The organism is Brevundimonas sp. EAKA, assembly GCF_000698025.1.
Taxonomy (GTDB): domain Bacteria; phylum Pseudomonadota; class Alphaproteobacteria; order Caulobacterales; family Caulobacteraceae; genus Brevundimonas; species Brevundimonas mediterranea_A.
Genome location: NZ_JMQR01000089.1, coordinates 1 through 13,080, shown reverse-complemented (window position 1 = coordinate 13,080; position 13,080 = coordinate 1). Strand labels below are relative to the sequence as shown.

Sequence of the window (13,080 nt, the reverse complement as noted above, 5' to 3'; positions counted from 1 at the left end):
GTCACTACGCGACGCCCCTCCCCCGCAGGGGGAGGGAGAAACGGAGACCTCACGTCAGCTTGTTCGCCTTCCTCAGCCCCGGGAACATCGCCGACCACGCCCCCGTCGCCGCCAGCGCTCCGACGCCGCCGAACACCGCCGCCCCGACCGCGCCCAGGATGCGGACCATGACGCCGGAATAGGCCTCGCCCAGTTCGTTCGAGGCGCCGATGAACAGCATCGACACGGACGAGACCCGACCGCGCATATGATCGGGCGTGGCCAGCTGGATCAGGGTCTGGCGGACGTTGACGCTGATCATGTCCGCCGCCCCGCCGATCAGCAGGGCCAGGCCGGACAGCCAGACGATCCTGGACAGGCCGAAGGTCAGGGTGCAGATGCCGAACACCGCCACGGCCGAGAACATCCAGCGCCCGCCGTTCCGCCGGATCGGGAAGCGGCTCAGATAGATGGCCATGCCCATGGCCCCCACCCCGAAGGCCGCGCGTAGCAGGCCGAAGCCTTGCGGACCGACATGAAGGATGTCGCGGGCGAAGATCGGCGTCAGAAGCGCGACGCCCGCCAGCAGGACCACGACCAGGTCCAGGGAGATGGCGCCCAGGACGATCTTGGTCTTCCACACATAGGCCAGCCCCTCCTTGACCGAGTCGATCGGCGACAGGGGATTGGCCTGGGGCGCGGGCTTGCCGCTGGTGCGGATCAGGATGAAGGCCGCCACCGCCAGCAGGAACATGCCCAGGGACACGGCATAGGCCAGGGGCACATTGACGCCCACGATCACCCCGCCCAGGGCCGGACCGGCGATGGCCCCGGTCTGGAAGGCGATGGACTGGGCCGCGATGGCGGGCGGCAGGGCCTTACGCCCCACCACCATCGGCAGGAAGGCCTGGCTGGCCGGCGCCAGGAAGGCCCGCGCCGCGCCGAACAGGGCCGCCACCGCCAGCAGACCCCACAGGGGCGGGTTTCCGTGAAGCGCCATGGCCAGGAACGACCCGGCGCAGGCCGCCTCGACCAGGATGGAGATCCAGACGGTGCGCTTCCTGTCGCGGCGGTCGGCCATGGCTCCCGCCGGCAGGGTGAAGGCCAGCAGCGGCAGGAACTGACACAGGCCGACCAGGCCCAGATACAGGCTGGCCTCCTCGATCGGATGGTCGCGCCGGGCGATCTCATAGACCTGCCACAACAGGGCCGAGGACTGGATCTGGATCGCCAGCACGGCGACCACGCGGCCGAACCACAGGAGGCGGAAATCGCGGATGCCCCAGGGGCTGTCGGGGCCGGCGTCAATGGAGTCTGAGGTCACGTGCGTCTGGGGAACTTCGGATAGGGCGAACCGTCGCGGTGGAAATAGCGGTCCGCGCCCGCAGGCAGGACCATGTCGATGTCGGGGTAGTCGCAAGGGGTGACGGTCGGGCTGCGCGTGCCGACCTCGAGCAAAACCGCGTCATGGCCGGATCGGTTCTCGATCCGGTGGCCGTTGGGGACGCCGGCCTTGAATCCGGCGCAGTCGCCGGCGCGAAGCACCGTCTCGCCGTCGTCCTCGATCAAAACCACCTCGCCCTCCACCACCATGACGAACTCGTCCTCGGCTTCGTGCCAGTGCCGCTGGCTGGACCAGGCGCCGTCGGGCAGGCGCAGCAGGTTGACGCCGAACTGGCTCAGGCCCGCCGCATCGCCCAGCTTCCAGCGGCGACGCGACAGACAGGGGCCTGCAAACTCATCCGGATAGGTCGTGCCGTCGCCTCTCGGCGCGCTGTCGATGTCGATCTTGGGCATGGGCCTTCTCGCCGTGACGCGATGTCCGTAAAGCATAGGCGCATGAGCCGCGCATCAACTCCTGTGATCGATCCTGTCGAACTGACCCGCGATCTGATCCGTATTCCGTCCGTCACCCCCGCCGACGAGGGGGCCATGGATGTGCTGGAACGCCATCTGACGGCCCTGGGCTTCCACTGCCGCCGCCTGGCCTTCGAAGGGCCGGGGGGCGAAGGGGTGCATGCGCGGATCGAGAACCTGTATGCCCGGCGCGGAACCGCCTCGCCCAACCTGTGCTTCGCCGGCCATACGGACGTGGTGCCGACCGGGCCGTCCGATCAGTGGTCGGCCCAGCCCTTCAACGCCGAGGTCAGGGACGGCCTGCTGTACGGCCGGGGCGCGGTGGACATGAAGGGCGGGATCGCCGCCTGGGTCGCCGCCGTGTCCCAGGTGCTGGCGGAAGGCGAACCGGCAGGCTCCCTCTCCTTCCTGATCACCGGGGACGAGGAAGGCCCGGCGCTGCACGGCACCAAACGGGTGGTCGAGACCCTGGCGGCCGAGGGCGAGGTGATCGACGCCTGTATCGTGGGCGAACCCTCATCGTCGCAGCACCTGGGCGACATGATCAAGGTCGGGCGGCGCGGCTCGCTGAACACCTGGATCACGGTCACGGGCAAACAGGGCCACGTCGCCTATCCGGAACGGGCGGCCAATCCGGCGCCGGTCATCGCCCGGCTGATGAGCCGGCTGAACGACCATGTGCTGGACGACGGATACGAAGGTTTCCCCCCGTCGAACCTGGAGATCACTACGATCGACATCGGCAATCCGGCCACCAACATCATCCCGGCCGAGGCGAAGGCGCGGCTGAACATCCGCTTCAACCCCAGCCATACCGGCGACGGCCTGATCGACTGGCTGAACCGCGAGGCCGGGGCCATGCAGGCCGAGACCGGGCTGCAGATCAGCCTGGACCACCTGTGTTCGGGCGAGGCCTTCCTGACCGAACCCGGCGTCTTCGTCGCGGCGGTGCAGGACGCGGTCGAGGCCGTGCTGGGGCACCGCCCCGAAGCCTCGACCACCGGCGGCACCTCCGACGCCCGCTTCATCCGCGCCCTGTGCCCGGTGCTGGAGCTGGGCCTGGTCGGCCAGACCATGCACCAGATCGACGAACGGGTGCCGACGGCGGAGCTGGAGACCCTGACGGCGGTCTATCGGCGGGTGATCGAGACGGTGTTCGAACGGCTGTGAGGCTGGGGAAATAGACTCAATCCCCTGCTACAGCCAAGGGACGAACAGGCCAAGCCTGCTCGTCCCGCCGAGACCTAGTCCGCCTGGGCGGCGTCCGGTCGCTTCTTCTTCGCCGGCGCGGGGGCGCCTTCGTCTGCGTGGGTGTCGCTTTGCGGCGCCGGAGCCTCCGGCGTCCGTAGTGCGCCTGTCAATCCCTTCAGATCAGCTCCAGACAGGCCCACCTCGGCCATTAGCTGATCGACCAGCGGGGCCTGGGCGCGATAGCGCAGGGCGCTGCTGACGACCTGCTCCGACAGGTTGCCGTCGTGCGAGCCGCCGGCGCCCGCGCCGGCCGAAGCGCCGCCGCCGTTCAGGCCTTCGACCTGGACGATCTTGATGGAGTCGATGCTCTCCATCGGCTTGACGGACTCGGCGATGATACGGTCCAGGTTCTCGATCAGCTTGATGCGTATCTGCATCGCGACCTGTTCGGCAGACAGCAGATTCGCCGCCGTATTCAAGGCTTGCTGGCCGGCGGCCTCGACCTCGTAGTGGACCCGCGCCGCCTCGGCGGCCGCGCGCACGGCCTTGGCCTGGGCCTCTGCCTCGATCGTGGTCTTGTCGGCCTGACCGCGCGCCTGTTCACGCAGGGCTTCGGCCTGGTCGGCGGCGGCGATCTTCTCGGCCTCGGCGGCGACGCGGACGGTGATGGCTTCGCGCTCGGCCTCCTTGGTCGCCTCGATCAGTTCGATGATCTTCTGACGATCGGCGGCCTCACGGTCTCGCATCGTCTTGACCTGCTCTTCGGCCTGGACGGCGAGCGCCAGCGCCTTGTCGGCCTCGGCCTTGGCTTCGGACTGGGCGCGGGACTTCTCGGCGACGGCGATGTCGCGATCCTGCTCGGACAGTTCGATCGCCTTGGCCTTCTCGATGTCCTGGGTCTCGACGGCGCGGGCCTTGGAGATTTCGCGCTCGGCCACTTCCTGTTCCATGGCGATGCGTTGCTGGGCGACGAGACGCTCGGCCTCGATCCTCGCCTGCTCGATCTGCTGCTGGGAAGTGATCTTGGCGGCCTCGGCCTCGCGCGCCTTCTCGGCCTCCTGGCGGGCCACGTCCGCGCCCTGCTCGGCCCGACGGTTGGCGAGCTCGCGCTCCTGTTCCAGCTGAGCGTATTCTTCGTCGCGCTGGATCTCCAGCGTACGGCGCTGGGCCTCAAGGTTCTTGGTGCGGATCTGGACCTGGGTGTCCTGTTCGATATCGTTGCGCAGCTTCTTGCGCAGTTCGATCTCTTCGGTCAGCCGCGTCAGGCCCTCGGCGTCGAAGGCGTTGGATGGATTGAAATGCTCCATCGCGGTCTGGTCGAGGCCGGTCAGCGAGACAGTCTCAAGCTCGAGGCCGTTCTTCAGCAGGTCCTCGGACGAGACCTGCTGCACCTTCTGGACGAAGTGGGTGCGCTGCTCGTGCAGCTCCGTCATCGTCAGCTCGGCCGCGACCGAGCGTAGGGCGTCGACGAACTTGCCCTCGACCAGGTCCTTCAATTGTTCGGGGTGCATCGTCCGCAGGCCCAGGGTCTGGGCGGCCGAGGCGATGGCGTCGGCGCTGGGTTGAACCCGGACATAGAACTCGGCCAGCACATCGACACGCATGCGGTCCTTGGTGATCAGCGCCTGTTCATTGCTGCGCTGAACCGCCAGACGCAGGGTGTTCATATTGACCTGAATGGTCTCGTGCAGGACCGGCAAAACCAGAGCGCCGCCGTTCATGACGACCTTCTCGCCGCCGAAGCCGGTGCGAACGAAGGCTGTCTCCTTGGACGCACGCTTGTACAGGCGAGCGAAGATCAGGCCCAGGATCAACAGGGCGACAAGCCCTGCACCGGACAGAATGGCGATCTCTATGAGCGAGTTCATTTGAAGGGCCCCTAAACTTGAAAAGTCGTCAGACAGACGCGTCGAGCAGCGACGCGCTGGTGTTGTGAATGGCGAAGTATTTGGCCCCCGCATGCCGGACCAACAGCACGCTGCTACCCTGGGCGAAGACGTCTGTAGCGTTGTCGGGCTCGACCATGACGTAGTGGACCTGGCCGTGCTCGTCGCGGACCCGGGCCTGGGCCGCACTGGCGTGGCGCGACTCGCCGGTGACAATGACCGCCACCCGCCCGACGAGACTGTCGCGCGAAACCGCCGAGGTCTCGTCACGCGGCATGATCTTGGCGACGCCGCGACCGAAGACTCGCGTCACCGGCAGGCCGACCGCGAAGGCCAGCGGGGCCGCGAGAAACCAAGGGGCGGGTTGGCCGACGATTGCGGCGACGATCCTCTGGCCGATCAGCCCCGTCATGCCAAAGGCGAACAGGAAGACGACGATCAACATCAGCAGCGGCAGCCGCCCGACATTCAGCCAGGACAGAAGCGAGGGGGTCTCGACATTGACGTCCGCGTCCACCCCGTCGAGCCCATCGCCGGCCGCCAGGCCGCCGCCGAAACCGAGGGCCTCGACCACGCCGATGAGCATCATCAGAACGAGGGCCGCGACAAAGGGCACATTGTCCGGCGAAAAAAGAAACCCCCACATCGGCGGCGTCAGCCCTTGTCGCCGGTGCGCGCCTTGATGGCGGCCAGACGTTCCTCGACGCGGTTCCGGCGCGCCAGACCGTCCAGTTCCGCCAGCTTGGCGCCCTGCTCGCGGTCAACGCCCCCCAGGGGCGGCGCCCCTTCGCGAGCCATCAGCCGGTCGAAGGCGCCGGTCGCGTTCTCGACGCGGCGGATCACGCTGGGCTTGCCGTCGGAGCCCACCCCGCCCGTGGCCGCACCTGCGTCCTCGGCGCCGCGCGCCCTGGCCAGAAGCATGGACTGGAAGGCTTCCTCCATCTCTCGGCGCTTGGCGAGAAGGGCGGCGACATAGCCTTCCAGCTCGATCTCGCGCTTGCCGGCGTCAGCCACCGTGGCCTCCAGGACGGGGACCTGGGCTTCGACGTCGAGTTGATGCTCGACCGCCGCGCGGGCCAGGTCCTCGCGGCTTTCACGCAGCGCCAGTTCGATCTGGCCCGCCAACTCCTCGTGACGGCTGCTCTGTTCAGTCAGCCGTTTGTTGGCCAGATGTTTGCCGGCGATGGTGCGGCCTAGTTCGGCGCGAACATCGTCCACCGCCTTGTCGATTTCACGCAGGGTCTGCTGGACGATAGCGTCCGGCATGGCGCCCTCGATCGTATCGATCAGCGCGTGCGCACTGCCCGAGACGATTCGGCCGACGCGAGCGCTAAGTGTATCCGCCATGCTCTTGATCCTTCCGTTAGCGCGCGGCCAGGGCCGCAGAAACAAGCCGCATCAGTTCGGCCGACTCGGCGAGTCGGCGAGAGATGACGGCAGGGTCATAGGCCGGAGCAGTGGGCGTCAGGGCCCAGCGCAACAGCTGATCGGTCATCCGGGTCGCGCAGTCCACCAGACGCGCCTCGTGCCGGACAAGCTCGTCCGAAACGCCCGTTGAGCCGGGGCGCGGGGCGGTCAGGGCCAGGGCGAGGAATTCCTCGGCGATGTTCACCAACCCCGCCGCGACGTCTGAGTGACGGTCCAAATCCTGCTCGATGATGCGGACCGCACGGACCGTCGCGGCCATGTGATCGTGACTGACCGCCAGGGCCGCGGGAAAGGAATCGAGCGGCTCGGCTCTTTGTCGCGCCTGCCGGATCAGACCGCGAATCTTGTCGCTGGCCGTCACCGCGCCGTCGATCTCCAGCTTCGAAAGAAAGCTGGTGTCGTCCTCAGAAAGCCGGACGCTGAGAGGGGTGGTCAGGGAAGCCATGCGAAGTTTGTATTACATCGTATTTCGTTTGTAAACATTCTCACTCAACAGTCACGCTTGGGCCGCCAGATTTGGTCTCTGCAAGGGCATCTCGGCCAGCACCCAGTCTTTACCTGCGCTCCAAAAACCGCAGCGCCGTCAGTACGTGCGTCTTCACCCCCAGCGGCAGGACCTTCTCGTTCGGTGAGAACTCCGGCGAATGGTTCGGCGCGGACTGGGCGGGGTCCACGCCGTCGGGACTGGCTCCCAGGTGGTAGAAGACGCCGGGGATGGCCTGCTGGAAATAGCTGAAGTCCTCGGCCACCGTGGTCGGGGGCGTGGCGGGGTTGACGTTGCCAGCGCCGGCCGCCTCGGTCAGGACCGGGGCCAGCCAGGCGGACAGGCCGGGGTCGTTGAAGACCAGGGCGGCGTTCTGTCTGACGCCGAACTCGGCGGTGGCGCCATAGGCGGCGGCGACGTGGTCGATGGCGGTCTCGGCGCGGGCGACCAGGGCGTCGCGCTGGGCGACGTCGAAGGTGCGCAGGGTGCCCGACAGGGTCGCGCTGTCGGGGATGATATTATAGCGGACGCCGGCGTCCACGGTGGCGATGGTGAAGACCGTCGGGGTGGTGGTCGGATCGACCGTGCGGGCGGTCAGGATGTTGACCGTCTCGATCACCTGACCGGCCACCGCGATCACGTCCACGCCGCGCCAGGGCCAGGCGCCGTGGGTCTGTTTGCCCCTCAGCACGATATCGACCCGGTCGGAGGCGGCCATGAAGCCCTCGGGGCGGTAGAAGACGCTGCCCGGACGGCCGGGCACGACGTGCAGGCCGAAGATGGCCTCGGGCTTGGGATCGTTCAGCGCGCCCTCGGCGATCATCAGGGCGGCGCCGCCCTTGGCCTCGCCGGGAGGGGCGCCTTCTTCCGCCGGCTGGAAGACGAAGACCACCGTGCCGGCGATCTGGTCCTTCATTCCGGCCAGGACTTCGGCCGCGCCCATCAACATCGCCATGTGCATGTCGTGGCCGCAGGCGTGGGCCACGGGAACCGTATTGCCCATGTATGTGCCGGTGGCGGTGGAGGCGAAGGCCAGGCCCGTCGCCTCCTGCACCGGCAGGGCGTCCATGTCGGCGCGCAGGGCCACGACCCGGCCGGGACGGGCGCCGTGCAGGACGCCGACCACCCCGGTCTTGCCGACCCCGGTGCGGACCTCCAGCCCCAGGGACCGGAGATGATCGGCGATGACGGCGGCCGAGCGGGTCTCGGCGAAGCCCAGTTCGGGATGCTGGTGGAAGTCGCGGCGCCAGTCGACCACCCGGGGCGTCACGCGCTGGACGGCGTCGTCCACGCTGGCCGCATCGACGGCCTGGGCCTGGGTGGAACCGGCCGCGAGCAGCAGCGCCAGGGTGGAGACGGCGAACAGGCGACGCATGTGGATATCCCGTAAAATCGGAGAAGCCGCAGGATGAGGGCGCCGGGGCCGCTTGTGCAACGACCATCGCTCGGCGAAACTCGAATCATGGCCAAGCCGATCAAGAGCACGACGACCGAGTGGCGCGACGTCGTGCTGGTGTGCCGCAAATGCTCCAAGAAGCTGGACGGCGGCTTCGGGCCGGACGGCGATCTGACGCTGAAGAAGGCCCTGCGGAAATATCTGCACCTGAAGAAGGGCAAGAAGGGGCGCAAGGGCGAACTGACCGTGGCGGGGACCGACTGTTTCGACATCTGCCCCAAGGACGGGGTGGTGGCGGTCAACGCCGCCCATCCCAAGAAACTGCTGATCATCCCGGCCGGCGCCGACCTGTTCGAGGTCAAGACGCGGCTGGGGCTGGACGACGGGCGGCGGCTGAAGGTGGTCACGCCCGACTGAGACGTCTTTCTTCCGCCGCCCAGTCGTGCCAGATCGGCGGCATGGACGACACCAAGATCGAGAAACGCGCCGGCGTGCGGGCGACCTCCGACCGGATCTGGGAGCTGGTCTCCGACCTGTCGCGCTGGAACGAATGGAATCCGCACGAGACCGAGGTCTCGGGCGCCATCGCCTTCGGCGGCCAGTTGACCCTGACCGAGGCCTTTCCCGGTCAGCCGGAGCGCGCGGTCGTGGCCCGCATCGCCGACTGGCGGCCCTATGTGCGGCTGGTCTGGACCGAGAACCGGGGCTTCCTGTTCCGCACCCTGCGCTACATCGACATCGAGGAGCTGGAAAAGGGCAGCTGCATCGTCTCGTCGGCGCACAAGTTCGCGGGCCTGAGGGGCGAGCTGTTCCACGACAAGCACCGGATCGCCCTGCGCGACGCGCATCAGGCCATCGTCGACAATCTCAAGGCCGCAGCCGAGGCCTGAAACGCCGCCGGATCAGCCCTTGGCCATCGTGTCCATGATGTTCAGGATCGCCGGACCCAGGATGACGATGAACAGGACCGGCAGGAAGAACAGGATCATCGGCACGGTCAGCTGAGCCGGCAGGGCGGCCGCCTTCTTCTCCGCCGCCGACAGCCGCAGGTCACGGTTTTCCTTGGCCATCACCCGCAGGGCCGAGGACAGGGGCGTGCCGTAGGTCTCGGCCTGGGTCATGGCGACGGCGACGGATTTGACGCCGGGATGGTTGGTCCGCTTGCCGAGGTTCTCGTAAGCCATGCGCCGGTCCGGCAGATAGCTGAGTTCGGCGGACAGCAGGGACAGCTCCTCGGCCAGTTCGATGGACGATGTGCCGATCTCCTGGCTGACCTTGGCGATCGCCGCCTCGATCGACATCCCTGCCTCGACGCAGATCAGCAACAGGTCGAGGGCGTCGGGGAAGGCCTGCATGATCGAGGTGCGGCGCTTGGTGATCCGATTGGTCAGAAACAGGTTGGGCGCATAGAAGCCCGCGACGGCGGCGGCCACGCAGGCGGTGATCTTCTGCATCGTGGGCCAGTCCACGACCTTGATCACGAACATGTAGAAGGCGACCACCATCAGGAAGATGAAGGGCGAGGCGAAGCGGAAGAAGTAGAAGGTGGTCAGGGGGCGCGGGCCGCGATAGCCGGCCTGGGCCATCTGGTCGGCGACCTTGGGATCCTCCAGCAGCTTGGTCAGGTTCAGCCGGTCCACGACCCGCTTCTTGAACCCCTCATCGTCCGTGTGGCGCAATCCGCCCGGCCCCGTGTGGATGGCGGCCCGGGAGCGGCGCTTGAGTTCGTCGCGGCGTTCCGACACCGCCTTCATCCGCTGGTCCAGCTTCACCCCGCCCGTCATCGACGACAGCAGGGTCAGGACGGTGGCGAAGACGAGCACGCCCACGCCGAGGCTGAGCAGGTTCTGCGGGTCGGTGATGAAGCGAATGAAGGCGTCCACGGTCCCGACCTCAGATCTTGAACGAGATCATGCGCTTCATGACGAAGATCCCCGTCCCCATCAGTGCGCCCGCCAGGAGCAGCAGCGCGTTGCCGCGGATGTCGGTGAACAGGGCCATCATGTAGCCGGGGCTGGTGAACATCACCATCGTCATGACGGCCGGCGGCAGGGAGGCGATGATGCCTGCGGACGCCAGGGCTTCCGAAGACAGGGCCTTGACCTTCTCGCGCATCATCCGGCGCGCGCGCAACACGGTCGACAGATTGCTGAGCGCCTCGGCCAGATTGCCGCCCGTCTTCTGCTGGATGGCGATGACGATGGTGAAGAACCTCAGTTCCGGGGTCGGCATCTGTTCGAACATCTTGTCCAGCGCCTGTTCCAGGGTCATGCCGACGCCCAGGGCCTCCACGAGCTTCTTGAACGCCGGGCCGAGGGGAGCGGGGCTTTCGCGGGCGATGATCTTGAAACATTCGTGGACCGGCAGGCCCGACTTGATGCCGCGAACGATGACGTCCACCGCATTGGGAAACTCCAGCGAGAATTTCTTCATCCGCGCCTTGGCCAGGAAGCCGACGATCCAGCGCGGCAGGCCCAGGCCGACGACGATCGCGAGGCCGAGAACGATCAGGACATGCAGGCCGAAGGCCAGGGCGCCGACGGCGGCGATCAGGCCCACCCCGCCGCTGACGATGTAGAAGGTGCGGACGCTGATCGTCAGTCCGGCCTGTTTCAGCTTGGCCGCCATATTGGCGCGCGCCTTGCGCTCGCGGCGCTCGGCTTCCTGGAGCTGGACCATGATCTGCTTGCGGCGCGCCTCGGGCGTATTGGCGGCGGCCGCAGCCTTGCGCGCCTTGGCGGCGTTGCGCTTTCCCTCGCCCAGGTTCTGCGCCCGTTTGACCGCCTGGCCGGACGAATCGTCGCCGCCGACGAAGACCCAGCCCAGGCCGCCGATGGTGATGAAGGCCAGAACGGCGGCGAGGATCGGCAACATGTCCCTACTCCGCCGCGTCCAGGGCGTCCGCCAGTTCGCGCTCCAGGCCGTAATAGCGGGCGCGGTCCCAGAAGCGGGGACGGGCGATGCCGGTCGACCGGTGACGGCCGATGATCTTGCCGTTCTCGTCCTCGCCGGTGATGTCGTAGACGAACAGGTCCTGGGTGACGATCACATCGCCTTCCAGGCCGACGACCTCGGTGATGTGGGTGATGCGGCGCGAGCCGTCGCGCAGACGCGCCGCCTGGATGATGACGTCGACCGAGCCGACGATCATCTCGCGGATGGTCCTGGACGGCAGGCCGTAGCCGCCCATGGTGATCATCGATTCCATCCGGCTGATGGCCTCGCGCGGGGAGTTGGCGTGCAGCGTGCCCATGGAGCCGTCGTGGCCGGTGTTCATGGCCTGGAGCAGGTCGAAGGCCTCGGGTCCGCGCACCTCGCCGACGATGATCCGTTCGGGACGCATCCGCAGGCAGTTCTTCACCAGGTCGCGCATGGTGATCATGCCCTGGCCTTCGAGGTTCGGCGGGCGCGTCTCCAGACGCACCACATGCGGCTGCTGCAGCTGCAGTTCGGCCGCGTCCTCGCAGGTGATGACCCGTTCGGTGGGGTCGATGAAGGCCGTCAGGGTGTTCAGCAAGGTCGTCTTGCCCGAGCCCGTGCCGCCCGAAATCACCAGATTGCATCGCGAGGCGCCGATGACGCCCAGGACGCGTGCGCCCTCGGGACTGATGGAGGCGTACTCCACCAGATTCTTCATCGTCAGCTTGTCCTTCTTGAACTTCCGGATCGTCAGCGTCGGCCCGTCCAGCGCCGGCGGCGGGGCGATGACGTTGACGCGCGAACCGTCCGGCAGGCGGGCGTCGCAGATCGGGCTCGACTCGTCCACGCGGCGGCCGACCTGGGACACGATCCGCTGGCAGATGTTCATCAGCTGGGCGTTGTCGCGGAAGCGCACATTGGTCAGCTGGACCTTGCCCCCGACCTCGATGAAAACCCGGCCGGCGCCGTTGACCATGATGTCGGCGATGTCGTCGCGGGCCAGCAGCGGCTCCAGCGGGCCGTAGCCCAGGACGTCGTTGACGATGTCCTGGACCAGATGCTCCTGCTCGGCGACCGACATGGAGACGTTCTTGATCGCCACCAGTTCGGCGACGATGTCGCGGATCTCTTCCGACGCCGCCTTGGTGTCCAGCTGGGCCAGCTGGGCCAGGTCGATGGTGTTCATCAACGCATTGAAGATGGTGGTCTTCGTGGCGTGATAATAGTCGCTCTGTTCCCGGACGATCTCGGCGACCGCCTGGGCCTTCTTCAGTTGTTCGAACCCGGCCGTGGCCTTGGGACCGGGCGCGGGCTTGCCGCCCGGCGCGGCGGGGGCGGCGGCCTCGGCCAGGCCGGCCGGGTCCCCGCCGGCCGCATCGTCGGATGATACGTCGAACAGGGTCGGCGGCGGGGGCGGCGGATCGACCGGCTCGGCCGGAGCGTGCAGATAGCGGGACCAGCCGTCGCGCGTGGCGCGGGCGCGCAGGGCGTGGGCGGTCACGTCATATTTGGCCGCGACCTCTTCGGCGCCCAGTCCGGCCAGATAGTCCTGGCGCACCTTGTCCCAGACTTCGGCGGGTTGAATCTTGTATTTGCGTCTTTCCATGCCGCCAGTATGGGCCATGGAGATGCTCAGGCTGGAAAGTCGGCGATATTCGGGGTTAAGCGCCTGAAATCGCACAAATCGATATGTCAGTTCAAACCCGCCAGCGCTCCTAATTCCTCTCCCTCCCCGTTCCGGGGAGGGGGGTCGAGCCGGAGGCGAGACCGGGTGGGAACGGCCCGGCGACGCTTCACCGACCTGCCTCAATCACAACGGCGGGGGACGCCCCACACACCCCCCAAAATCAGAACGGGGCCCGTCTCCTATACAAATCTCCCAGCCCACGAAACTCCCGACCCGCCCGGGAATCGCCTTCCCCGTTGGAAAAAAAAAAACA

General features: G+C 67.3%; 12 protein-coding genes and 1 pseudogene. 3 read left to right on the top strand and 10 right to left on the bottom strand.

Annotated elements, in window-relative coordinates; genetic code table 11:
- Positions 1 to 49: 49 nt before the first annotated feature.
- Positions 50 to 1,303, bottom strand: a complete 1,254-nt coding sequence (locus ER13_RS12325) for an MFS transporter (RefSeq protein ID WP_008263010.1) — start codon at positions 1,301 to 1,303, stop codon at positions 50 to 52.
- The gene (locus tag ER13_RS12320; protein ID WP_008261778.1) at positions 1,300 to 1,776 is read right to left on the bottom strand and encodes a cupin domain-containing protein; all 477 of its coding nucleotides are present in this window, start codon (positions 1,774 to 1,776) and stop codon (positions 1,300 to 1,302) included. Before ER13_RS12320 ends, ER13_RS12325 begins: the two co-directional genes overlap by 4 nt.
- A gap of 42 nt (positions 1,777 to 1,818) precedes the next feature.
- Between ER13_RS12320 and dapE the strand changes: the two genes are divergently transcribed.
- Positions 1,819 to 3,006: a succinyl-diaminopimelate desuccinylase gene (dapE, locus tag ER13_RS12315; protein WP_035309641.1), complete on the top strand. Its 1,188-nt coding sequence runs from the start codon at positions 1,819 to 1,821 to the stop codon at positions 3,004 to 3,006.
- 74 nt (positions 3,007 to 3,080) lie between these two features.
- Here the strand turns inward: dapE and ER13_RS12310 are convergent, their stop codons facing one another.
- The 5 genes from ER13_RS12310 to ER13_RS12290 form a co-directional block, all read right to left on the bottom strand.
- Positions 3,081 to 4,895, bottom strand: coding sequence for a flotillin family protein (locus ER13_RS12310; protein ID WP_008262613.1), 1,815 nt, complete (start codon positions 4,893 to 4,895; stop codon positions 3,081 to 3,083).
- A 28-nt stretch (positions 4,896 to 4,923) separates the two neighbouring features.
- Positions 4,924 to 5,559 carry a YqiJ family protein gene (locus ER13_RS12305; protein ID WP_035309639.1) on the bottom strand — a complete coding sequence of 212 codons (636 nt, stop codon included), beginning with the start codon at positions 5,557 to 5,559 and terminating at the stop codon, positions 4,924 to 4,926.
- 8 nt (positions 5,560 to 5,567) lie between these two features.
- Positions 5,568 to 6,260 carry a PspA/IM30 family protein gene (locus ER13_RS12300; RefSeq protein ID WP_008260647.1) on the bottom strand — a complete coding sequence of 231 codons (693 nt, stop codon included), beginning with the start codon at positions 6,258 to 6,260 and terminating at the stop codon, positions 5,568 to 5,570.
- A gap of 16 nt (positions 6,261 to 6,276) precedes the next feature.
- The gene (locus ER13_RS12295; protein WP_008261859.1) at positions 6,277 to 6,786 is read right to left on the bottom strand and encodes a hypothetical protein; all 510 of its coding nucleotides are present in this window, start codon (positions 6,784 to 6,786) and stop codon (positions 6,277 to 6,279) included.
- 109 nt (positions 6,787 to 6,895) lie between these two features.
- Entirely contained in the window at positions 6,896 to 8,200 is a 1,305-nt protein-coding gene (locus ER13_RS12290; RefSeq protein ID WP_035309637.1) for an amidohydrolase, read from the bottom strand.
- A gap of 87 nt (positions 8,201 to 8,287) precedes the next feature.
- Here ER13_RS12290 and ER13_RS12285 point away from each other — a divergent pair, with 87 nt between their 5' ends.
- Positions 8,288 to 8,638, top strand: coding sequence for a hypothetical protein (locus tag ER13_RS12285; RefSeq protein WP_035309635.1), 351 nt, complete (start codon positions 8,288 to 8,290; stop codon positions 8,636 to 8,638).
- 41 nt (positions 8,639 to 8,679) lie between these two features.
- Positions 8,680 to 9,111, top strand: a complete 432-nt coding sequence (locus ER13_RS12280; RefSeq protein ID WP_008261741.1) for an SRPBCC domain-containing protein — start codon at positions 8,680 to 8,682, stop codon at positions 9,109 to 9,111.
- Positions 9,112 to 9,123: 12 nt separating this feature from the next.
- On the opposite strand, the gene ER13_RS12275 is transcribed toward ER13_RS12280, so the two are convergent.
- The 3 genes and pseudogenes from ER13_RS12275 to ER13_RS12265 form a co-directional block, all read right to left on the bottom strand.
- The gene (locus tag ER13_RS12275) at positions 9,124 to 10,104 is read right to left on the bottom strand and encodes a type II secretion system F family protein (RefSeq protein ID WP_008262351.1); all 981 of its coding nucleotides are present in this window, start codon (positions 10,102 to 10,104) and stop codon (positions 9,124 to 9,126) included.
- 10 nt (positions 10,105 to 10,114) lie between these two features.
- Positions 10,115 to 11,095 carry a type II secretion system F family protein gene (locus tag ER13_RS12270; RefSeq protein WP_035309633.1) on the bottom strand — a complete coding sequence of 327 codons (981 nt, stop codon included), beginning with the start codon at positions 11,093 to 11,095 and terminating at the stop codon, positions 10,115 to 10,117.
- Positions 11,096 to 11,099: 4 nt separating this feature from the next.
- A pseudogene (locus ER13_RS12265) lies at positions 11,100 to 12,446 on the bottom strand (CpaF family protein); the annotation flags it as partial.
- Positions 12,447 to 13,080 lie beyond the last annotated feature (634 nt).